This window comes from Streptomyces sp. NPDC003034 (genome assembly GCF_053591375.1).
The window spans coordinates 1-21,001 of sequence record NZ_JBSFTS010000041.1; the positions used below are offsets into that span (position 1 = coordinate 1).

Here is a 21,001-nt window from a genome sequence, read left to right on the forward strand (position 1 = left end):
GTCCGGGCTGGGAGTGACGATCCTGCGGACGACGCTGTTCCACGATCGGGTGGCGTGCGCGCCGCCGGAGGGTCCGGTCCGGCCGCCGGGCCAGCGGAAACGGCAGGACCGGGGCAAGGGGGCCGGCCGGCGTGGTCGGCGTGGCCGGCGCGGCCGGTCAGTGCACGGGCACCGGCTCCGGGGCGGGGGCCGGGGCCGCGTCCTTCTTGGCGCCGAGGTGGTTGAAGGCCAGGTTCAGCAGGATCGCCACCACGCAGCCGGTGCTGATGCCGGAGTCGAGGACGACCAGCAGGTCCTTCGGGAAGGCGTGGTAGAACTGCGGCGCGGCGATCGGGATGAGGCCGATGCCCACCGAGGCCGCGACGATCAGGGCGTTCTCACCCTTCTCCATGGCGGCGCCCGCGAGCGTCTGGATCCCGCTGGCCGCGACCGACCCGAAGAGGACGATGCCCGCCCCGCCGAGGACCGGCAGCGGGACCAGGGCGATGACCGAGGCGGCCATGGGGCACAGGCCCAGCAGGATCAGGATGCCGCCGCCGGCCGCGACGACGAAGCGGCTGCGCACCTTGGTCATGGCGACCAGGCCGATGTTCTGTGCGAAGGCGCTGCACATGAAGCCGTTGAACAGCGGGCTGATGGCGCTGCCGAGGGTGTCGGCGCGCAGGCCCCCTTCGATGGTCTTCGCGTCCGCCGGGCGGCCGACGATCTTGCCCAGCGCCAGGATGTCGGCGGTGGACTCGGTCATGCAGACGAGCATGACGATGCACATCGAGATGATGGCGGCGACCTGGAACTGCGGGGCGCCGAAGTGGAAGGGGGTGGGGAAGCCGATCACGGACGCGTTCTTGATCGCGTCGAAGCTCGTCATGCCCAGCGGGATGGCGATGAGCGTGCCCGCGACCAGGCCGAGCAGGATGGCGATCTGCTGGAGGAAGCCGCGCAGGAACTTGCGCATCAGCAACACGATGACCAGGGTGGCGGCGGCCATGCCTACGTTCTTCATCGAACCGTAGTCGGCGGCGGTGCTGTTGCCGCCCTGCGACCAGTTGAAGGCCACCGGCAGGAGCGAGACGCCGATCAGGGTGATGACCGTACCCGTCACGACCGGGGGGAAGAAGCGGACCAGTTTGCCGAAGTACGGGGCGGCGAAGAAGCCGAGGACTCCGGCGACGATGATCGCGCCGAAGATGATGGGGATGGCGCTGTCCCCCTCCCCCTTGCCGATCGCGATCATCGGGGTCACACCGGCGAAGGAGACGCCGTTGACGAAGGGGAGCTTGGCGCCGATCTTCCAGAACCCGAGGGTCTGCAGGAGGGTGGCGAGGCCCGCGGTGAAGAGGGAGGCGCCCATCAGGAAGGCGGTCTCGGTGGCGGAGAGACCCACGGCAGGTCCGACGATCATGGGCGGGGCGACGACACCGGCGTACATGGCGGCCACGTGCTGGAGGCCGCTGGTGAACATTTTCAGCGGAGGCAAGGTCTCGTCGACCGGGTGCTTCTCCTCCGGTACTGCGACTGCGTCTTTGCGAAACCTGGGCATTGCGGCCACGGCTTCCTCCGGTCGGTTAAACACGTCGGCAGGGACGTGGGTGTCATGGAGGTGGTGCGAAAGTGTGCGAGTCGAGCCTGTATTCAGTTGTCGCGGAAACGATTCGCCCGAGTCGTCCCGCGCCGTCGGGCCGCTGGAGGGCCGGCGGTGCCGTGGTGGTGGCGCAGACAGGATCGAACCGGCCCCGGGGGCGCCCTCGAAGACTCTCGGGCGCTTCCCGGGAACGGCTGCCGTCGGACCCCGCTCGGGTCCGCGGCCACCGGCCGGGGGCCGTCCCCCCCGGCCGGACTCCGTGGGGTCAGGCCTGCGCGGAGATCCGCGCGAGGCGCTGGGCCTCTTCCCGCGTGGACACCGCGATGGCATCCTCGTCGACGAAGAGAAGTCGGTTGTTCTCCACGATCTGCTTGCCGTTGACCAGCGACAGCGTGACCGGCGCGGCGGCGCCGAAGACCAGCGCGGTCACCGGGTCGGCGATGGAGGAGTGAGCCAGGGTGCTCAGGTTCCACATCACCAGGTCGGCGAGCTTGCCGGCCTCCAGGGAGCCGATGTTGTCGGCGCGGCCGAGGACCTGGGCGCCGCCGTAGGTACCGAGGCGCAGGGCCTGGCGCGCGTTCAGGGCGCGCTCGCGGTGGACCGGGTTCAGGCGGTTGATCAGCAGCGCGTTGCGCAGCTCGGTGTGCAGCTCACCGGATTCGTTGGAGGCGGTGCCGTCCACGCCGAGGCCGACCGGGACGCCGGCGGCCAGCATGTCCGGGACGCGGGCGATGCCGGCGGCCAGGCGGGCGTTGGAGGACGGGCAGTGCGCGACACCGGTCTTGGTACGGGCGAAGGCGGCGATGTCGGAGTCGTTCATGTGGACGCTGTGCGCCATCCACACGTCCTCGCCGAGCCAGCCGGTCGACTCGAAGTAGTCGGTCGGGCCCATGCCGAACAGTTCCTTGCAGAACTGCTCTTCCTCGACGGTCTCGGAGCCGTGCGTGTGCATGCGCACCCCGAGGCGGCGGGCCAGCTCGGCACCCTGCTTGAGCAGCTCGGTGGAGACCGAGAAGGGCGAGCACGGCGCGACGGCGACCTGGGTCATCGCGTCGAAGGAGTAGTCGTGGTGCTTCTTGACGGTCGCCTCGGTGTCGGCGAGCGCGCCTTCTAGGGTCTCGACGGCGTGGTCCGGGGGCAGGCCGCCGTCCTTCTCGCTGCGGTCCATGGAGCCGCGGGCGAGGGTGAAGCGCACGCCCATCTCGGAGGCGGCGCGGATGATCGAGCCGGAGAGGTCGCCGGAGCCCTTGGGGAAGACGTAGTGGTGGTCCATGGCGGTGGTGACGCCGCCCTTGGCCATCATCGCCAGGGAGCCCTGCGCGGCCGTGTACGTCATCTGCTCGTCGATGCGCGCCCACGTCGGGTACAGCGCGACGAGCCAGTTGAAGAGGTTGTGGTCGGTGGCCAGACCACGCGTGATCCACTGGTAGAAGTGGTGGTGGGTGTTGACCAGACCCGGGGTGACGAGGTGACCCGTGCCGTCGATGCGGCGGACCACATTGCCGAGGTTCTCGGGGGCCTTGCCCGCACCGATCGACTCGATCTTGTTGCCGGCGACGACCACGTGGCCCGAGGCGTACTCGGTGTCGTTCGCGTCGACGGTCGCAATCGCACAGTTCTCGATGACGATGCGCTCCACCGCGCTGTCATGGGCTGCCGATGCTGCCATGGGACTTCCTCGTGCTTTCAGTGGCGGTGCGGGCACGGCAAGGCCCAGGAGATTTGAGTGCCGGAGCCGGGGGCCTTGACAGCTGACAGTACTGCCGCCCCGTGGGGTGCGTCCGGGTGCCGATTCAGGAAGCTGAAGAGTGTCGCGCCGTCCCGGGGCCACTGCGGAGCCCCGGGACGTGCGAGCCGCGTCAGAGGTTGGTCATGTCCACGGGTATGCGGGCGTCAACGCCGTCCCGCAGGACCGTGGCCTCGATCAGACCGTACGGGCGGTCCGCGGCGAAGTAGACCTCGTTGTCGTTCTTGAGGCCGAAGGGCTCAAGGTCCACGAGGAAGTGGTGCTTGTTCGGGAGCGAGAAGCGGACCTCGTCGATCTCCGAACGGTGGTTGATGATGCGCGAACCCATCTGGTAGAGGGTCTGCTGCAGCGAGAGGGAGTACGTCTCGGCGAAGGCCTGGAGCATGTGCTTCTTGGTCTCGGCGTAGGACTTCTCCCAGTTGGGCATCCGCTGCTCGTCATCCGACCAGTTGAAGCGCCAGCGGGCCGACACCTGGGTGGCCAGGATGCGGTCGTAGGCCTCCTTCAGCGTCGTGTACTTGTCCTTCACGTAACCCCAGAACTCGGAGTTCGTGGAGTTCATGACGACGAGGTCCTTGAGGCCGGAGATGACCTCCCAGTTCTCGCCGTCGTACGTGATCTGGGTGACGCGGGTCTCCATGCCCTGGCGGACGAAGGAGTGGTTCACCTCGTCGGAGCCGATGAACTTGGAGTTGGCGTCCGAGGTGGCGATCCGGTCCCAGGCGTACTCCTCGATCCGGATGCGGGCCTTCTTGATCGGCTCCTGGCTGTTGACGAACCAGCGCGCCAGGTGGATGCCGAACTGCTCGGCGGACTCGATGCCGTACTCCTTGGCGAACGCGTACACCGTGTTCTTGGTGGTGTCCGTCGGCAGCACGTTGGCGTTCGAGCCGGAGTAGTGGACGTCGTCCATGTCGCCGGAGAGGGCGACCGAGACGTTCAGGTCCTTGATGTGGTGGGTGTCGCCGTCCCGCGTGATCTTGACGACGCGGTTCTCCGCTTTGCCGTACTGGTTCTGGCCGAGAATCGTGGTCATGTCTGCTAGCTCCCTCGGTAAACGGAGTAGCCGAACGGGTTGAGCAGCAGCGGTACGTGGTAGTGCTCGCCCGGCTTCACCGCAAAGGTGATCGTGACCTCCGGGAAGAACGCACCGCTGTCCCTTACGCGGGGGGCGTCCTGCTGCGCCTCGGCTTGCTTATTGGAACTCTGCGGATCGCAGAAGTACGCCTCGGTCTCGAAGTCGAGACGTACGTGGGTCGTGCCCTCCGGCAGTGCCGGCAGGTCCTTGCAGCGCCCGTCCGCATCGGTGGCGGAGCCGCCCAGGGCCGCCCACTCGCCCTCCAGGCCCGCACGGGCGCTCAGGGAGATGGCGACGCCCTCGGCGGGCTTGCCGATGCTGGTGTCCAGGATGTGGGTGGACACCGACGCGGTGGTCTCAGTGCTCATGCTCACTCTCCTCCTACGAGTTCCACGAGGCGGGTCAGACGGATCCGGTTGATCTTGACGAGCTCGCCGCGGGCGATTTCCCGCTCCTGCTCCGGCGAGTTGCCGATCCGGACCTTGACCGCGTCCCGCATGAACTCACCGGTGGCGCCGGTGGCGCAGATGAGGAAGACGTGGCCGAACTTCTCCTGGTACGCCAGGTTCAGTTCGAGGAGCTCGTTCCTGAGCTCCTCCGAGGCACCGGCCATGCCTCGCTGCTCGCGGGCGGAGGTCGGGTCTCCCGGCTTCGGCCGGCCGATCGGCGCGTGGCCTGCCATCGCCTCCGCCAGGTCCTCGGCGGTGAGCTCGGCCATGGCGGCGTCGCTCGCGGCGAAGAGGGATGCGGCGGTGGCGAAGGGGCGCTGGGCGAGCAGCTTGCTCACCCATGCCGAACTGGCGCACACCTCGTGCAGCTCGGCCGTGGCCGCGCTGTCGTCCAAGGCGTTGAACCGGGTGAGACCCGGGGTCGGACTCGAAGTCACGGTAGGCCTCCGTGGCCTTGTTGCTTTGACGGGCTGCGCATAGCTAACGCCCTCGGCAACACGGCGTCAACACTTTGTTGAAACTTCCCGTACACAAAAGCCGCCGCCCGGATGAATAGGGCGGCGGCTCGTCACGCACGGTCAATCGACGTTCACGCACTGCTCATGCAGCGCTTAGGCTTGGCTGTTTTTGTTGGGATTTTCCCGGTTGAGGTAGTTGTAGACCGTGAAACGGCTGACCCCCAGGGCGCCCGCGACCGTCTCCACGCCGTGCCGGACCGAGAAGGCGCCTCGCGCCTCCAGTATCCGTACGACGTCCTGCTTGGACTTCCGGTCGAGCTGCGACAGCGGTACGCCGTGCCGCCGCTCCAGGGCCGCCAGGATGTGGTCCAGCGAATCCGAGAGCTGGGGCAGGCGCACGGCCAGCAGCTCCTGGCCCTCCCAGGTGAGCACGACGTCGTCGGGCTGGGCCAGCGCCGGATCCATGAGCTCGCCGCCCATGGCGTCCACGAGCGGCTTGACCGCGGTGACGAAGGGGTGGTCGCGGGGCTCGGTCATGTCGTGTCCTCCCCGATCACATTGACCTGGAGCGAGACGCGCGTGGCGCCGGCGCCCAGCGAGCCGCGCAAGAGGGCGGCCACCGCGCCGAGCACCTCGTCGGCTTCCCCCTCGGCGGTATTGCCGAACGGGCCGACATCCACCGCGTCCAGCTGGGCCTTCTGGATGACCTCGCGAGCGGCTACGGCATGGGCGGGGGCCTCTTCGAGATCGAAGGGCTCGGTCGTGAACTCCAGTCTCAATCGCACGCTGGTCAACCTACTGCGCGGTCGGGACTTTTCGGGAGTCCGCACTTGACAGCCGCCCGAAGCTCCATGCAGTCTTCCATCAAGCAGAAACTAACTTCCGCAATACGGAAGGAGCGCACACCCCTCATGGGATACACGGACCAGCGCTTCGATGTGAACCTTTCGATCCTCTTCACTGAGCTCCCGCTTCTGGAGCGTCCCGCGGCAGCCGCCGCGGCGGGCTTCACCGCGGTCGAGCTGTGGTGGCCGTGGATCGAGACCCCCACCCCCGCACAGGAGGAGCTCGACGCCCTCAAGAAGGCTCTTGAGGACGCCGGCACCCAGCTGGTGGGCCTGAACTTCTACGCCGGCCAGCTGCCGGGACCGGACCGCGGCGCGGTCTCGGTTCCCGGTGAGGAGTCGGAGCGCTTCAACGCCAACATCAACGTGGCCGCCGACTTCGCGGCCTCGGTCGGCTGCAAGGCGCTGAACGCCCTCTACGGCAACCGCGTCGAAGGCGTGGACCCTGCCGTTCAGGACGAGCTCGCCCTGAAGAACCTGGTCGTGGCGGCACAGGCCGCCGACCGCGTCGGCGCGATCCTCCTCATCGAGACCCTCAACAAGCCCGAGTCGCCGCTCTACCCCCTGGTGAGCGCACCGGCCGGCATCGAGGTGGTGGACAAGGTGAACGCGGCCACCGGCCTCGGGAACGCCAAGTTCCTCCTCGACCTGTACCACCTGGCGATGAACGATGAGGACCTCTCCGAGGTCATCGAAAAGTACGCCGCCAAGACCGGCCACGTCCAGATCGCGGACAAGCCGGGACGAGGTGCCCCCGGCACCGGCGAGCTGCCTCTTGAGGCACTGCTCGACCAGCTCAAGAAGGCCGGATACGAGGGCTACGTAGGCCTGGAGTACAAGGCCGCCGACGCCGCCGCCTCCTTCGCGTGGCTGCCGGCCGAGGCTCGCGCCGCCCGGTAGACGGACCAAGTCCAGGCGATCAGCCAGGCACGCCCCGCACTTTTCGTACAAAGCATTAAGAGAAGGACCCTCCTCATGAGCACCCTCCCCAAGATTGCCTGGATCGGCCTCGGAATCATGGGCTCCCCCATGGCCGAGAACCTTCTGAAGGCCGGTTACGCGGTCACCGGTTACACCCTGGAGCAGGACAAGCTGGACCGCCTGGCCGCCGCCGGCGGCACCGCGGCCGGCTCGATCGCCGAGGCCGTCAAGGACGCCGACGTCATCATCACGATGGTGCCCGCCTCCCCGCAGGTCGAGGCCATCTCCTACGGTGAGAACGGCATCCTGGAGAACGCGAAGTCCGGCGCGCTGGTCATCGACATGTCGTCGATCACCCCGCAGACCTCGATCGACCTCGCGAAGAACGCCGCCGAGAAGGGCATCCGCGTCATCGACGCCCCGGTGTCCGGCGGCGAGGCCGGCGCCATCGAGGCCGTCCTGTCGATCATGGTGGGTGGCGAGCAGGCCGACTTCGACGAGGCCCTGCCGGTCCTCCAGGCCCTCGGCAAGACCATCGTGCTCTGCGGCCCGCACGGCTCCGGCCAGACGGTGAAGGCCGCCAACCAGCTCATCGTCGCGGTGAACATCCAGGCGTGCGCCGAGGCCGTCGTCTTCCTGGAGAAGTCCGGCGTGAACCTCCAGGCCGCCCTGGACGTCCTCAACGGCGGTCTGGCCGGCTCCACGGTCCTGACCCGCAAGAAGGACAACTTCCTGAACCGCGACTTCAAGCCCGGCTTCCGGATCGACCTGCACCACAAGGACATGGGCATCGTCACCGACGCCGCCCGCAACGTCGGCGCGGCCCTGCCCGTCGGTGCGGTCGTGGCCCAGCTGGTCGCCTCGCTGCGCGCCCAGGGCGACGGTGGCCTGGACCACTCGGCCCTGCTGCGCGCCGTCGAGCGCCTCTCCGGCTCCCAGGTCTGACGCACCGCACCCGGGAGCCCCGGCTCCCGGCCCTCCCCCTAGGGGGACTTGAGTCTCCGGATGGCGCCGGTGCTGACACCTGTCCTGTCGCGCCCAAGCGCCGGCGCCGTCCGGATCACCTCTCTCATCTTTCTTCAACAAACTGTTGACGTTGGGTTCACGCCGAAATTAGGCTGTGTTCCGCATGACGGAAGACGCTTTCCGTCAGCAGTTACCCGTACGGAAGGTCACCATGTCGAAGCGCACGCTGACGACCGAGTCCGGCGCCCCGGTCGCCGACAACCAGAACTCCGCCACCGCCGGCGTCGGTGGCCCGCTCCTGGTCCAGGACCAGCAGCTCCTTGAGAAGCTTGCCCGCTTCAACCGTGAGCGCATCCCGGAGCGTGTGGTGCACGCCCGCGGCTCGGCCGCGTACGGCCACTTCGAGGTGACCGACGACGTCACCGCGTACACCAGCGCCGCGTTCCTGAACACGGTCGGCAAGAAGACCGAGACCTTCCTGCGGTTCTCCACCGTGGCCGACTCGCTCGGCGGCGCGGACGCGGTCCGCGACCCGCGCGGCTTCGCGCTGAAGTTCTACACCGAAGAGGGCAACTACGACCTCGTCGGCAACAACACCCCGGTGTTCTTCATCAAGGACCCGATCAAGTTCCCCGACTTCATCCACTCCCAGAAGCGCGACCCCTTCACGGGCAAGCAGGAGCCGGACAACGTCTGGGACTTCTGGGCGCACGCCCCCGAGGCGACGCACCAGATCACCTGGCTGATGGGTGACCGCGGCATCCCGGCCTCCTACCGCCACATGAACGGCTACGGCTCCCACACCTACCAGTGGACCAACGCCCGCGGTGAGGCCTTCTTCGTCAAGTACCACTTCAAGACGAACCAGGGCATCCGCTGCCTCTCCAGCGAGCAGGCCGCCGAGCTCGTCGGCAAGGACGCGAACTCGCACCAGACCGACCTGCTCCAGGCGATCGAGCGCGGTGTGCACCCGAGCTGGACCCTGTACGTCCAGATCATGCCCGCCGCCGAGGCCGCGGACTACCGCTTCAACCCGTTCGACCTCACCAAGGTGTGGCCGCACGCCGACTACCCGCTGCAGCGCGTGGGCCGGCTGGTCCTCGACCGCAACCCGGACAACGTCTTCGCCGAGGTGGAGCAGTCCGCCTTCTCGCCGAACAACTTCGTCCCGGGCATCACCGCCTCGCCGGACAAGATGCTCCAGGGCCGTCTCTTCGCGTACGCCGACGCCCAGCGCTACCGCCTCGGTGTGAACCACACCCTGCTCCCGGTCAACGCCCCGAAGGCGACGACGGCCGAGAACTACGGCCGCGACGGTGTCATGGCGCTGCGCAACGGCTCGCGCCACGACAAGAACTACGAGCCCAACTCGTACCAGGGTCCGGTCGAGACCGGTCTCGCGCTCGGCGCCCCGAGGGCCGTCTCCGGCTACACGGGCACCCACGAGGCCCCGGCCCACACCAAGGACGACGACTTCTTCCAGGCCGGTGAGCTCTACCGCCTGATGTCGGAGGCCGAGAAGCAGCGTCTGGTGGCGAACATCGCCGGCGGCCTGTCTCAGGTCACCCTCGAAGACGTCATCGAGAAGAACCTGGCTCACTTCCACGCCGCGGACGCCGACTACGGCAAGCGCGTCGAGGAGGCCGTTCGCGCCCTGCGCGACGCCTGAGGGCCCCAAGCCGCACCGGGAGCCTGACGGGAGGTCAGGCTCCGGGTGCTCGCCCGCACCGCGGACCCGGATGAGGGGTGGTACGCGGTGGGGGCAGGACGAGGACCGTGGCGGGCGTGTGAGCCAGTGCGGTGGTCATGGGTTCCGAGGCCCGTCTCTTGACCTGAGGGAGACGGTGCCGGAGTTCCCGTCACCGCCCGCCGCGGTCCCAGCCTTTCCTGAACTCCGCCCGGCGGTGCGAACGTCCTGTCGCGCCAGCCTCGCTCCGTCGGGCGGTCAGCAGTTCCCCATACCAGAGCGCCGAGTCACGGACGGTCCCGTGACTCGGCGCTCTGTCGTGTCCGGGGGCGGGGTAGGGCGGGTGGCGGTCGGTCCCGGGCGGGGGCCCGGTTGCGGTTATCGTGGGGCGCGGCGGCCTGACGGGAAGGTCAGTCGAGGGTCCGACCGAGGGGTGCGAGTCACAGTGGCCGATCGCCAGGCGTTGATTCTGGAGGCGGCGGTACGGGTCGTCGCGCGCAACGGCGTCAGAGGCCTGCGCGTCGAGGAGCTTGCGGCCGAAGCGGGGGTCTCCACCGCGCTGATCTACTACCACTTCAAGGACCGCGCCGGCCTGGTGCGGCGCACCCTGGCCTTCATCGGCGACCGGGCCACCGACTACACCGACGAGGCGCTGGGCGCCGCCCCGGACGCCCGCGCCGCCCTCCTGGAACTGCTGCTGAGCGAGCTCCAGGACATCCCCCGGGTGCGGGAGAACAGCATCGCCTGGGGCGAACTGCGCGCCAGCGCCGTCTTCGACGCCGATCTGCGCGAGAACCTGGCCGAAGCCACCCGGTCCTGGTCCGAGGACGTCGCGGACGCCGTCCGCGAGGCCCAGGCGGCGGGGCTCGCCGACGCGCGCGTGCCTGCCCTGGACGCCGCCGAGCGGCTGACCGCCCTCGTGGAGGGACTCAGCGAACGCTGGCTGAGCGGGTCCCTGTCCCTGGAACGGGCCCGCGGGCTGCTCCGCGGGGCCGTGGACGCCGAACTGGGCCCAGCGCCCGCGTAGGCCTGCCTGCCGGCCTCAACGGCCGTACGGGGACACGTACGCAGCGGCCCCCGTTCCTCCTGAGGGAGGGACGGGGGCCGCTGCGGTGTGGCGGGGCCGGTGGGTCAGACGGCCAGCGGGCGGATCGCGGTCGGGGCGTGACCCGGCTCGGTCGCGAGCTCCTCGAACTCGGTGACGTCGCTCATGTCGACCGTCTTGCTCATCGAGATGTTGGTGACGCGCTCCAGGATGGCCTCGACGACGACCGGGACCTGGAACTCCTGAGCCAGCTTCTTGGCCTGCTCGAAGGCGGCGCCCAGCTCGTTCGGGTCGGTGACCCGGATGGCCTTGACGCCCAGACCCTCGGCGACCTTGACGTGGTCGACGCCGTAGACGCCCAGCTCAGGGGTGTTGATGTTCTCGAATTCGAGGTTGACCTCGAAGTTGATGCCCAGGCCGCCCTGCGCCTGACGGATCAGGCCCAGGTAGGCGTTGTTCACCAGGACGTGGACGTAGGGGACCTTGTGCTGCGCGGCGACCGCGAGCTCCTCGATCATGAACTGGAAGTCGTAGTCGCCCGAGAGCGCGACGATCGGGGTCTCCGGGTCCGCGGTGGCGGCGCCGATCGCGGCCGGGATGGTCCAGCCGAGCGGGCCGGCCTGGCCGCAGTTGATCCAGTTGCGCGGCCGGTAGACGTGCAGCATCTGCGCGCCGGCGATCTGGGAGAGGCCGATGGTGGTGACGTACCGGGTCTCCGGGCCGAAGGCCTTGTTCATCTCCTCGTACACGCGCTGCGGCTTCATCGGGATGTTGTCGAAGTGCGTACGGCGCTGGAGAGTGGCCTTGCGCTCCTGGCCCGAGGCGGCCCAGGCGCTGAAATCGGGCAGCTTGCCCTCCGCCTTGAGCTCCTTGGCGACCTCGATGAAGAGCTCCAGCGCGGCCTTGGCGTCGGAGGCGATGCCGAAGTCCGGGGCGAAGATCTTGCCGATCTGGGTGGGCTCGATGTCGACGTGGACGAACTTGCGGCCCTTGGTGTAGGCGTCCAGGTTGTAACCGGTGTGACGGTTGGCCCAGCGGTTGCCGATCCCGAGGACGAAGTCCGACTCCAGGAAGGTAGCGTTGCCGTAGCGGTGCGAGGTCTGGACGCCGACCATGCCGGCGCTCAGCTCGTGGTCGTCCGGGATGGTGCCCCAGCCCATGAGGGTGGAGATGACCGGGACGCCGGTGAGCTCGGCGAACTCGACCAGCAGGTCGGAGGCGTCGGCGTTGATGATGCCGCCACCGGCGACGATCAGCGGACGCTCGGACTCCAGGAGGAAGCGCAGGGCCTTCTCGGCCTGGGCGCGGGTGGCCTGCGGCTTGTAGACCGGCAGCGGTGCGTAGGTCTCCGGGTCGAACTCGATCTCGGTCAGCTGGACGTCGATCGGAAGGTCGATCAGGACCGGGCCCGGACGGCCGGAGCGCATCAGGTGGAAGGCCTGCTGGAAGACACCGGGGACCTGCGCGGCCTCCAGGACCGTGGTGGCGGCCTTGGTGACGGGCTTGGCGATCGAGGCGATGTCGATCGCCTGGAAGTCTTCCTTGTGCAGCTTCGCGACGGGGGCCTGACCGGTGATGCACAGGATCGGGATCGAGTCCGCGATCGCGGAGTACAGGCCGGTGATCATGTCGGTGCCGGCCGGGCCCGAGGTGCCGATGCAGACGCCGATGTTGCCGGCCTTGGCACGCGTGTAGCCCTCGGCCATGTGGGAGGCGCCCTCGACGTGGCGGGCCAGCGTGTGGTTGATGCCGCCCACGTTCTTGAGCTCGCGGTAGAACGGGTTGATCGCAGCGCCGGGCACGCCGAACGCTTGCGAAACGCCCTCAAGCTTGAGGATCTCCACTGCAGCGGCGGCGGCTGTCATACGGGGCATCGAGTTCTCCTGCGGGTCTGGCGGTCAGGCTTTTCCGTAATCCGGAAGTATTGTTCTGCTATACGGAACAAGCTAAGGCGCGCCGTGGCACACGTCAAGGCACTACGGGACCCCGGAAGCCACCAAAAGCCGCGTCTCGGTCCGTGAGTTGCACGAATGACCCGCCTCCGGGCCGGTCATCGGCTCCCGACGCGTCCCCGGCCGGTCCCCCGCTGGCTCCCCAAGAGGTCCCCAATCCGTGAACGGAGCCGCTCCGGCGGTCGCCCGTGGTGGACCATGTACCTACGCACAGCGATGGAGCGATGGAGGGGGTCCGAGTCTCATGGCGGAAGCGGTACCGGTGCGCTGCCCGGCGTGCCTGCGCGAGAACAACTACGTCGCCCCGGTGTTTCCCTGCGCCTGCGGAAGCCCGGTCGTACCGCCGCTGGACCTGGTGGCCGCGCCACTGACGCTGACCCACCGCACCTGGTCGAACACCTGGGTCGCGGTGCGGTGCGGGTCCTGCGGGCGGGAGAGCGAATGGCCGCATCCCGAGGTGGGGTGCGGCTCGTGCGGCACGGTGGTGATGATTCCGGTGCATCCGCCGGAGCGCCCGGAACCCGAGCCCGGCGCGGCCGGGCCGGCCGGTTCCGCGTCCCCGGAGGTACGGACGGACGCGGGCCCGCAGGCGGCGGGCGGCCGGGCGGATTCGCCGTCGGGGGCCGCGCGCCGGGGCTCGGCCGCGGAGTCACGCGCGGCGCAGCTGCCGCCGCCCGCCACGCCGGTGCCGCGGCCCGCCTTCCGGCCGGTGACCATCCGTACGGCCCGCGACGCGGTGGCCACGGCCGCGCTGTACCTGCGGTGGCTCGGCTTCCAGGACGTACGGCAGCCCGACGGGCGGCCGATCCCCTCGGCCGTGGTGGACCTGCGGGCTCCCGGGCTGGTCGCCCAGGTGGATCCGACCACCGCGCCGGCCGGGCTGCGGGCGGTGGAGTGCGTCTGGCTGAACGGGCTGACCTCTTCCGCGACCAGCGTCTACTTCGCGCTCGCCGGTTATACGAAGGACGCCCGTGACCGCGCGGCGGAGCTGGGGATACCGCTCTTCGTCATGGACCTGACGGGCATGCCGCAGCCGGTCAACGACCCCGCGGACGCGCTGATCGAGGCGGGGGCCCGGTAGGAGCGGGCCGCGTCCTCGACGGGGGGCTCGGGGGTGGTCGCGGCCACCCCCTAAGCTCGGATCCGTTGCCTGTTCCCGTTGCCCCCGTCACGCTGAGGAGAGAGCCCGATGAGCCTGTACGACATCCCGCTGACCACCCTGTCCGATGAGCCCACCAGCCTGGCGGCTCACAAGGGCAAGGTGATCCTGCTGGTGAACACCGCCTCGCAGTGCGGTCTCACCCCGCAGTACTCCGGGCTGGCTCGCCTGCAGTTCGCGTACGAGGCGAAGGGCTTCACCGTCATAGGCGTGCCCTGCAACCAGTTCGGCGGGCAGGAGCCCGGCAACGCCGAGGACATCCAGACGTTCTGCGCCGCCGGTTTCGGCGTCACCTTCCCGATGCTGGAGAAGTCCGACGTCAACGGCGAGAACCGGCACGCGCTCTACCGGGAGCTGGTGAAGACCGCGGACGCCGAGGGCGAGGCGGGCGACATCCAGTGGAACTTCGAGAAGTTCCTGATCTCCCCCGCCGGCGAGGTCGTGGCCCGCTTCCGCCCGCGCACCGAGCCCGAGGCGCCCGAGGTCATCGCCGCGATCGAGGCGCACCTGCCCGCGTAAGGGGACCCGTGCGGGGGCGGGCGCGGGGCCGGCGTACGAACGGCCGTCCCCGGCCCCGCCGCCGGGCCTCACCTCAGCTCGGCCTCGTCGTACTCCCCCGCCGAACCGGCCGCGGTGAGCTCCCGGAGTTCCACCCGGCGGATCTTGCCGGACACGGTCTTGGGCAGTTCCCCGAACTCGATGCGGCGGATCCTCTTGTACGGGGACAGCACCGCGCGGCAGTGCGCGAACAGCGCCCGGGCCGTCTCGGGTCCGGGCTCCCAGCCGGCGGCGAGCGTGACGTACGCCTTGGGCACCGCGAGGCGCAGCGCGTCCGGGGCCGGGACGACGGCGGCCTCGGCGACGGCCTCGTGTTCCAGCAGGGCGCTCTCCAGCTCGAACGGGCTGATCTTGTAGTCGGAGGCCTTGAACACGTCGTCGGCCCGGCCGATGTAGGTGAGGTAGCCCTCGGAGTCCCGCGAGGCGATGTCGCCGGTGCGGTAGAGCCCGTCCGCCATGGCCTCCGCGGTGCGCTCCGGGTCGTCGCGGTAGCCGGTCATGACCCCGGCGGGGCCCGGGCGCAGGTCCACGCAGAGCTCGCCCTCGTCGGCGGCCTCCTTCCCGGTGACGGGGTCCAGCAGGACGATCCTGTACCCGGGTGCGGGGCGGCCCATGGAGCCGGCCCTGACCGGCTCCCCCGGGAAGTTGCCGATCTGGAGGGTGGTCTCGGTCTGGCCGAAGCCGTCGCGGATGGTGATCCCCCAGGCCCGGCGCACCCTCTCGATGACCTCGGGGTTGAGCGGCTCGCCGGCGGCGACGGCCTCGCGCGGGGGCGTGCGCAGCGCGGTGAGGTCGGACTGGATGAGCATCCGCCACACGGTGGGCGGGGCGCAGAAGGTGGTCACGCCGTACCGGTCCATCTCCGCCAGCAGCCGCCCGGCGTCGAAGCGGGTGTAGTTGTGGACGAAGACGGTGGCGCCGGCGTTCCAGGGGGCGAAGAGGTTGGACCAGGCGTGCTTGGCCCAGCCGGGCGAGGCGATGTTGAGGTGGACGTCGCCGGGGCGCAGTCCGAGCCAGTACATGGTGGAGAGGTGCCCGATGGGGTACGAGGCGTGGGTGTGCTCGACGAGCTTGGGCCGGGCGGTGGTGCCGGAGGTGAAGTACAGCATCAGGGGGTCGGTGGCAAGGGTCTCGCCGTCAGGGGTGAAGGGGCTGCCGGCGGGGGCCGCGCCGCCGGGGAACATGTCCTCCAGCCGCCGCCAGCCGGCGGGTACTTCCGGTCCGGCGGCGATCCGGGTGTAGGCGCCGGGCACCCCGTCGAACTTCTCCGTGTCCTCGGCGCGCGCGATGACATGGCGTACGTGGCCGCGTTCGATCCGGTCGCGCAGGTCGGCCGCGCCGAGGAGCGGGGTGGCCGGGATGACGACGGCGCGGAGCTTCATCGCGCCGAGCATGACCTCCCAGAGCTCCCGCTGGTTGCCGAGCATGACCAGGAGCCGGTCGCCCGCGGCCACCCCTTGGCCGCGCAGCCAGTTGGCGGCCGCGTCCGAGCGTACGGCGAGCTCCGCGAAGGAGAAGGCCCGGCTGGTGCCGTCCTCCTCCACGATCCGCAGGGCGTCGGCGTCGTTCCCGGCGGCGATGTGGTCGAACCAGTCCAGCGCCCAGTTGAAGTGGCGCGGGCGGGGCCAGGTGAATCCGGCGTGGGCGGCTCCGTAGTCCCCGCGGCGTTCCAGCAGGAAGTCCCGCGCGGCCAGGAACTGGGCGGTGGCGCTGTTCTCCGTCATGGGGGCATGGTGCCGGGTCCGGCGTACGGATCACCAGGGCGTCGTCAGCCGTGGATTGACCCGAAGCGGACGCTCGATGGTGGCCATCTCTTTCAGTCCAGAGGCGTGGGAAGGGACCGGCGGCGTCTACCCGCTCTCGCCGCCGGGCTGCGGCGCGGGGGCCGGCCTCCAGTCGGGGCGACCGGCGCCCAACGCTCGGGGCTGCGCGCCAGGAGCTCCTCGCTGTAGAGAACTGGTGCAGGACGTGCCCGTCGCGCCTGGCGAGCAACGTGTTCAGGCACGAGGCGTTCGCGGCGATCGCAGCCACGTTCGCCGTCCCAGCCCGCCACGGACAACGCCTGTCCCACGTGCGGTGCTGGCCCGGCTCACGTTGCACAGCACCAGCTGGCTACCGGCACCAGTGCCGTGACACGCAGTTCCGGCGCCGGTTCCCTCCGCGTTGATCTCCGGCTGCGGCGTACGACCCCGGGCAGTGAAGACGCGGCCGCCGTCGTCCCCACTGCCGCCCTCTCCGTAGTTGGCGCGCGCCTGTGCACGTCCGTGCGGTGTGGAAGAGAGCGTGATCTGCGAAGCAGACACGACCGGGGCGTTGTCCCCCGCCTGGCGGAGGACGCTCAGAGCCAGCCCTGCTGAGCTGCCTTCAGGCCGGCTTCGAAGCGGCTGGTGGCGTGGAGGCGTTCCATCAGTGCGGACATCTGGCGGCGGACGGTGCGCAGGGACACCCCGAGGCGTTTGCCGGCCGCTTCGTCCGTCATTCCTGAGGCCAGCAGCTTGAGGAGTTCGAGTTCACCCGCGGTGGGCTTCAAGTCCGTGGAGCGGGCGCGGTCCGCGCCGAGGGGGACTGCGGCGTCCCAGGTCTGTTCGAACAGGGTCAGCAGTGACGCCACTATGCCGGGCGCGCGGGTGCAGAGGGCCCCCAGGAGGGAGTTGGCCGGGTTGATGGGGACGACAGCCACGCTGCGGTCGAAGATCAGCAGACGGGACGGCAGCAGGGGGCTCGTGCGCACCTGGCCGCCCGCTTCCGTCAGCCATTGGGCGTACCCCAGCGTCATCGGGTCGTTGCGGGCACTGTCCTGGTAGACAGAACGCATCTCGATGCCGCGGTCCAGGGCGCACCGGTCGAGTGGGCGAGACGCCTCCAAACTCGCCTCGGACAGCGCGCCGCCGGGCAGGATCGCCAGGCACTCCCGCGTCAGCCCGTGAGCGAGCTCCTCAAGCCTGCCTTGGATGGCGTCCATGCCCACCAGCCGTTCCCCACCGTCGACCTCCGTGTTCGGGCGGAGCTCCGCGAATTCGGAGACCGCCCGCGCGGCGGCGGCCTTGCTGCGCGCCAACACCTCTTGGCGGCGGGCCAGTTCCTCCTCCTGCCGACGCAGCAGCAGCTCCAGGCCCAGCTCGGGGCTCACCGCGCGCAGTGCGCCCGGGCTGTCCCTCGACGGCCTCAACAGGTCGAGGTCGACGAGCCGGTCCAGGCCGTCCCGCACCTGCGCCTCGGTGAGACCGAGGCGGACGCACAGCTCCGCGACACCCCCCGACGCGTCGGCCAGCATGCCCCGGTACACGGCTTCCACGTCCGGCCCCAGCCCCAGCGATTGCAGCATTTCCCAGCCCCCCGGCTGAATGTCGACCGCTCACGCGGGCGATCCGTTTCTTGATCGTAGGCCACGGGGTGGCACCAAGGTGACAGGCCCTTTGGTGCCACTCGGAAGCCCTTCTCCGCAGGTCACGCGGGCGGCAACATGGTGATCACCGGAACGGCGGGGCGAGAGTCCCGACTCAGGCCAGAGCCGCAAGGACGATCCGGAGCAGCGCGCAGCAGCACACCGTCTGAACCCACTCCACAACTTTTCGATCCAGGGGAAACCATGTCCCGCACCGCCGCTGCCGCCACCCTCTCCTTCCTGCTCTGCGCCGGCGCCGCCACGACCCCCTCGGCCGGCGTCGCCGACGGGAGCGCCAAGATCGTGGCCTCCGCTCCGGACAGCATCAACTGGGACACCGCCCCGATGGCCGGGGCGTACAGCATCAACTGGGACTAACCCCCGATGCGCGTCGTCCGAGCCTCCCTCGCCGGGACTCCGCGATGTCCCGCTCACAACAGCGCGCTGGCCCTCGTCTCCGACCTGATCTGGGCGCACGCCGCCCCGTCCCACGGCCTGGAACACCTGCGGGTCAAGGCCTCCGACGAAGGCATAGACATCTACCTCTTCCTGCGTGCCCCATCCGAGGTCGCAGCCCTCGACCAGGCGCACGCCATCCTCACCAGCGCCCACTCGCCCCTTGCCTTGCACGGCTACTGCGCCACCGCGACGCACCGCTGACCCTTTCTGGGCCAGTGCACCCCGACTTCCCCGCACCGAGGCCCTCGTCGGCCTGCTCACTTCCAGGAGTCCCGCCATGTCCCGCACCGCCGCGCCCCGTCGCGTCCGTACCGCCGTGCTCGCCAGTGCGGGCGTACTCGCCGCCGCCACCGTCTACGGGCTGGCCCAACATGCCGACGCCTCCGACGCGCCGCTGCGCCCGGCGGCGGGCAGCGCGGCCAGCACCGACGGCGCACCGGCTGTCGCCGCAGCCGCGAACGCCCCCGCGGGACAGACGCCGTCGGCGCAACCCGCGGCCAGCGCCACCCCCAGCCCTTCCACTTCGGCCGGCAAGGGCGCGGCCAAGGGAACGGACGACAAGAGCACGGGCACGGACAAGGGCTCGCAGGGTGTCAAGGGCGGCAAGGGCGGCGGTGTCGTCGTCGAGGCCCTCGAAGCCGACCGGGTGGAGCCCGCCCAGCTGCCGGACAGCGCCCAACAGAAGTGGAAGGAACTGGCACCGGCCCGCACCCAGCCCCTGTCCCAGGACTTCCAGTTCAACGAGTGCGCATCGGTGCCGGGCGCCACCAACTGGCGGCAGCAGGCCTTCATCAGCTCGCACAAGACCCCGGCCATCCAGAACTCCCTCTCGTTCAAGGACGAGGCGAGGGCGAAGGCGGCGTACGAGAAGATTCTCGACGGCATGAACTCCTGTGCCCAGACCAGCCGGGCACTGCAGAAGCAGCACGGACTGACCCCCGACGCCGCGGTCCAGCAGACGGCCACCATCGACAACGGCCGTGCATGGTCCCGCCGGTGGAACGGGGTTCAGGGCGTCTCGGCGGCTGGCCCCCAGACCAACCACATCTACGTCGTTCAGCGCGGCACCGTACTGACGCTCCTCACCTTCGACCAGTGGGACTCCGCCGCGCCGTCGTCCTACGACACCCGCGCGGACGCCTCCGTGCTGACGATGCTGGCCGGCTGATGCCCGCCCAGCGACTTCGCACCACCACCACCGCACCACTTGCTCCCCCATTCACCTGCCAGGAGAGACCCATGTCCCGCACCACGCGTTCCGCCGTCCTGCGCTGCACCTCCGCCCTGATCTCGGGCGGCCTCGCCGCGACCGCGCTGACGGCCGTGGCGGCCGCTCCCGCCCAGGCCGCCTCCACAAAGGGCGGACAGATCACTCGCAGCGAGGTGATGGCCCGCGCCCAGTACTGGGTGGACCAGGGCGTCCCGTACAACCAGCAGGGCTGGCACACCGACGGTCACGGGACCAACTACCGCGAGGACTGCTCGGGTTACGTGTCCATGGCCTGGCATGCGACTCAGTCGTACACCACCTGGACCCTGCCCAACGTCTCGTCCGACATCAGCAACTCTTCGCTGCTTCCGGGTGACGCCCTGAACTACTCCGACGCCCACGTGATCCTCTTCGGCGGCTGGCAGGACAAGTCAGCGGGTACTTTCACGTACTACGCCGAGCAGAACAGCAGCGTCCTGACCAACAAGTACTCGGCGAACATCAACAGCAGCTCCGTGGCGGGCTGGCCGACCAGCCTCTACCAGGCCATCCGCTACGACAACATTGTCGACGACGTGAAGCCGACCGGTGTGGGTGTGTACCGCGGTTCGACGCAGACGTTCTACGAGGCCGACAACAAGGGCAGCACGCTTGGCTGGGCGAAGTACGGTAACCCGGGCTGGAAGCCGGTGACCGGTGACTGGAACGGTGACGGCAAGGCCACCATCGGCGTGTACGACCCGGCGACGGGTGATTTCCACCTGTCGAACGACAACGGCACCACGGCGACATCGTTCCGGTTCGGCAGCCCCAACTGGATCCCCGTCTCCGGAGACTGGAACGGCGACGGCAAAGACACCGTCGGCGTGTACGACCCGGCGACGAACACCTTCCACGTGTCGAACGACAACCGCACAGCCGCGGCGAGTTTCGTGTACGGCAACCCGGGTGACGTTCCGCTGGCCGGTGACTGGAACGGCGACGGCAAGGACTCAGTGGCCGTCTACCGTCCGAGCAACGCGACCTTCTACGAAGGTGACCTCGCTGGCAACACCGTCGGCCAGGCAATGTACGGGAACCCCGGCTGGAAGCCCCTGATCGGTGACTGGAACGGCGACGGCATCAGCACCATCGGCGCCTACGACCCCAACGCCCAGAAGTTCTTCCTGTCGAACGACAACGGATCCACCGCGACCAGCTTCGTCTACGGCAACCCGGGCGACACCCCCATCACCGGCACCTGGTAACGACCCGTGGCACGCCGGCCCTCAAGGGTCTAGAGGAGAAGGAGAGCCCAGGTCGCTGACCTGGGCTTTCTTGCAGAGGCGGAGGAGAGGAACCGAGACCGCGGCGCCCCTGCCGGCCAACCCCGCGCCTCGACCGCCGCCTGGGCGCAGGCCAGGGTCTACCGACCGCAACCTGCCGGGATCTGTCGCTTTCCCGGCGGGCGCCCGGGGCGGCAGGGGAGTGAGCTGGGAACAGCCGCGAAAGCCCGTGCCG

At 69.5% G+C, this 21,001-nt stretch carries 20 protein-coding genes; 10 read left to right on the forward strand and 10 right to left on the reverse strand.

Annotated elements, in window-relative coordinates; translation table 11 throughout:
- Positions 1 to 157 precede the first annotated feature (157 nt).
- The 7 genes from ACWDX7_RS27070 to ACWDX7_RS27100 all read right to left on the reverse strand — a co-directional run bounded on the left by ACWDX7_RS27070 (position 158) and on the right by ACWDX7_RS27100 (position 6,099).
- A complete protein-coding gene (locus tag ACWDX7_RS27070) occupies positions 158 to 1,540 on the reverse strand; it encodes a nucleobase:cation symporter-2 family protein (RefSeq protein ID WP_451489409.1) in 1,383 nt (460 codons plus the stop codon).
- Between the two features lie 307 nt (positions 1,541 to 1,847).
- Positions 1,848 to 3,251 (reverse strand): 8-oxoguanine deaminase, encoded by a 1,404-nt coding sequence (locus ACWDX7_RS27075; RefSeq protein WP_451489408.1) that lies wholly within the window; start codon positions 3,249 to 3,251, stop codon positions 1,848 to 1,850.
- Between the two features lie 190 nt (positions 3,252 to 3,441).
- The gene (pucL, locus tag ACWDX7_RS27080) at positions 3,442 to 4,365 is read right to left on the reverse strand and encodes a factor-independent urate hydroxylase (protein WP_451489407.1); all 924 of its coding nucleotides are present in this window, start codon (positions 4,363 to 4,365) and stop codon (positions 3,442 to 3,444) included.
- A 5-nt stretch (positions 4,366 to 4,370) separates the two neighbouring features.
- Complete coding sequence (gene uraH / locus ACWDX7_RS27085; RefSeq protein ID WP_451489406.1) at positions 4,371 to 4,775, reverse strand: hydroxyisourate hydrolase; 405 nt, start codon at positions 4,773 to 4,775, stop codon at positions 4,371 to 4,373.
- 2 nt (positions 4,776 to 4,777) lie between these two features.
- Positions 4,778 to 5,293 carry a 2-oxo-4-hydroxy-4-carboxy-5-ureidoimidazoline decarboxylase gene (gene uraD / locus ACWDX7_RS27090; RefSeq protein WP_451489405.1) on the reverse strand — a complete coding sequence of 172 codons (516 nt, stop codon included), beginning with the start codon at positions 5,291 to 5,293 and terminating at the stop codon, positions 4,778 to 4,780.
- Positions 5,294 to 5,467: 174 nt separating this feature from the next.
- Positions 5,468 to 5,851: a helix-turn-helix domain-containing protein gene (locus ACWDX7_RS27095; RefSeq protein WP_451489404.1), complete on the reverse strand. Its 384-nt coding sequence runs from the start codon at positions 5,849 to 5,851 to the stop codon at positions 5,468 to 5,470.
- Positions 5,848 to 6,099: a hypothetical protein gene (locus ACWDX7_RS27100; RefSeq protein WP_451489403.1), complete on the reverse strand. Its 252-nt coding sequence runs from the start codon at positions 6,097 to 6,099 to the stop codon at positions 5,848 to 5,850. The genes ACWDX7_RS27095 and ACWDX7_RS27100 overlap by 4 nt, the downstream gene beginning before the upstream one ends.
- Positions 6,100 to 6,225: 126 nt before the next feature.
- Between ACWDX7_RS27100 and ACWDX7_RS27105 the strand changes: the two genes are divergently transcribed.
- The 4 genes from ACWDX7_RS27105 to ACWDX7_RS27120 all read left to right on the forward strand — a co-directional run bounded on the left by ACWDX7_RS27105 (position 6,226) and on the right by ACWDX7_RS27120 (position 10,760).
- On the forward strand, positions 6,226 to 7,059 hold the full coding sequence (locus tag ACWDX7_RS27105; RefSeq protein WP_451489402.1) for a TIM barrel protein: 834 nt from the start codon (positions 6,226 to 6,228) through the stop codon (positions 7,057 to 7,059).
- A 75-nt stretch (positions 7,060 to 7,134) separates the two neighbouring features.
- Positions 7,135 to 8,025 (forward strand): 2-hydroxy-3-oxopropionate reductase, encoded by an 891-nt coding sequence (locus ACWDX7_RS27110; protein WP_451489401.1) that lies wholly within the window; start codon positions 7,135 to 7,137, stop codon positions 8,023 to 8,025.
- A gap of 232 nt (positions 8,026 to 8,257) precedes the next feature.
- A complete protein-coding gene (locus ACWDX7_RS27115; RefSeq protein WP_451489506.1) occupies positions 8,258 to 9,715 on the forward strand; it encodes a catalase in 1,458 nt (485 codons plus the stop codon).
- A gap of 463 nt (positions 9,716 to 10,178) precedes the next feature.
- On the forward strand, positions 10,179 to 10,760 hold the full coding sequence (locus tag ACWDX7_RS27120) for a TetR/AcrR family transcriptional regulator (protein WP_451489400.1): 582 nt from the start codon (positions 10,179 to 10,181) through the stop codon (positions 10,758 to 10,760).
- A gap of 104 nt (positions 10,761 to 10,864) precedes the next feature.
- Here the strand turns inward: ACWDX7_RS27120 and gcl are convergent, their stop codons facing one another.
- Positions 10,865 to 12,652, reverse strand: a complete 1,788-nt coding sequence (gene gcl / locus ACWDX7_RS27125) for a glyoxylate carboligase (protein ID WP_451489399.1) — start codon at positions 12,650 to 12,652, stop codon at positions 10,865 to 10,867.
- A 322-nt stretch (positions 12,653 to 12,974) separates the two neighbouring features.
- On the opposite strand from gcl, the gene ACWDX7_RS27130 reads away from it, so the two are divergent.
- Both ACWDX7_RS27130 and ACWDX7_RS27135 read left to right on the forward strand, forming a co-directional pair.
- Complete coding sequence (locus ACWDX7_RS27130) at positions 12,975 to 13,811, forward strand: hypothetical protein (protein ID WP_451489398.1); 837 nt, start codon at positions 12,975 to 12,977, stop codon at positions 13,809 to 13,811.
- Positions 13,812 to 13,919: 108 nt separating this feature from the next.
- Complete coding sequence (locus ACWDX7_RS27135; RefSeq protein ID WP_451489397.1) at positions 13,920 to 14,408, forward strand: glutathione peroxidase; 489 nt, start codon at positions 13,920 to 13,922, stop codon at positions 14,406 to 14,408.
- Between the two features lie 68 nt (positions 14,409 to 14,476).
- On the opposite strand, the gene ACWDX7_RS27140 is transcribed toward ACWDX7_RS27135, so the two are convergent.
- Positions 14,477 to 16,171 carry an AMP-binding protein gene (locus tag ACWDX7_RS27140; RefSeq protein ID WP_451489396.1) on the reverse strand — a complete coding sequence of 565 codons (1,695 nt, stop codon included), beginning with the start codon at positions 16,169 to 16,171 and terminating at the stop codon, positions 14,477 to 14,479.
- Between the two features lie 614 nt (positions 16,172 to 16,785).
- The gene (locus ACWDX7_RS27145) at positions 16,786 to 17,772 is read right to left on the reverse strand and encodes a helix-turn-helix transcriptional regulator (RefSeq protein ID WP_451489395.1); all 987 of its coding nucleotides are present in this window, start codon (positions 17,770 to 17,772) and stop codon (positions 16,786 to 16,788) included.
- Between the two features lie 264 nt (positions 17,773 to 18,036).
- On the opposite strand from ACWDX7_RS27145, the gene ACWDX7_RS27150 reads away from it, so the two are divergent.
- The 4 genes from ACWDX7_RS27150 (at position 18,037) to ACWDX7_RS27165 (ending at position 20,748) form a co-directional block, all read left to right on the forward strand.
- The gene (locus ACWDX7_RS27150) at positions 18,037 to 18,210 is read left to right on the forward strand and encodes a hypothetical protein (protein WP_451489394.1); all 174 of its coding nucleotides are present in this window, start codon (positions 18,037 to 18,039) and stop codon (positions 18,208 to 18,210) included.
- Between the two features lie 6 nt (positions 18,211 to 18,216).
- On the forward strand, positions 18,217 to 18,492 hold the full coding sequence (locus ACWDX7_RS27155) for a hypothetical protein (protein WP_451489393.1): 276 nt from the start codon (positions 18,217 to 18,219) through the stop codon (positions 18,490 to 18,492).
- Between the two features lie 76 nt (positions 18,493 to 18,568).
- Positions 18,569 to 19,459 (forward strand): hypothetical protein, encoded by an 891-nt coding sequence (locus ACWDX7_RS27160; RefSeq protein ID WP_451489392.1) that lies wholly within the window; start codon positions 18,569 to 18,571, stop codon positions 19,457 to 19,459.
- 71 nt (positions 19,460 to 19,530) lie between these two features.
- On the forward strand, positions 19,531 to 20,748 hold the full coding sequence (locus ACWDX7_RS27165; protein ID WP_451489391.1) for a hypothetical protein: 1,218 nt from the start codon (positions 19,531 to 19,533) through the stop codon (positions 20,746 to 20,748).
- Positions 20,749 to 21,001 lie beyond the last annotated feature (253 nt).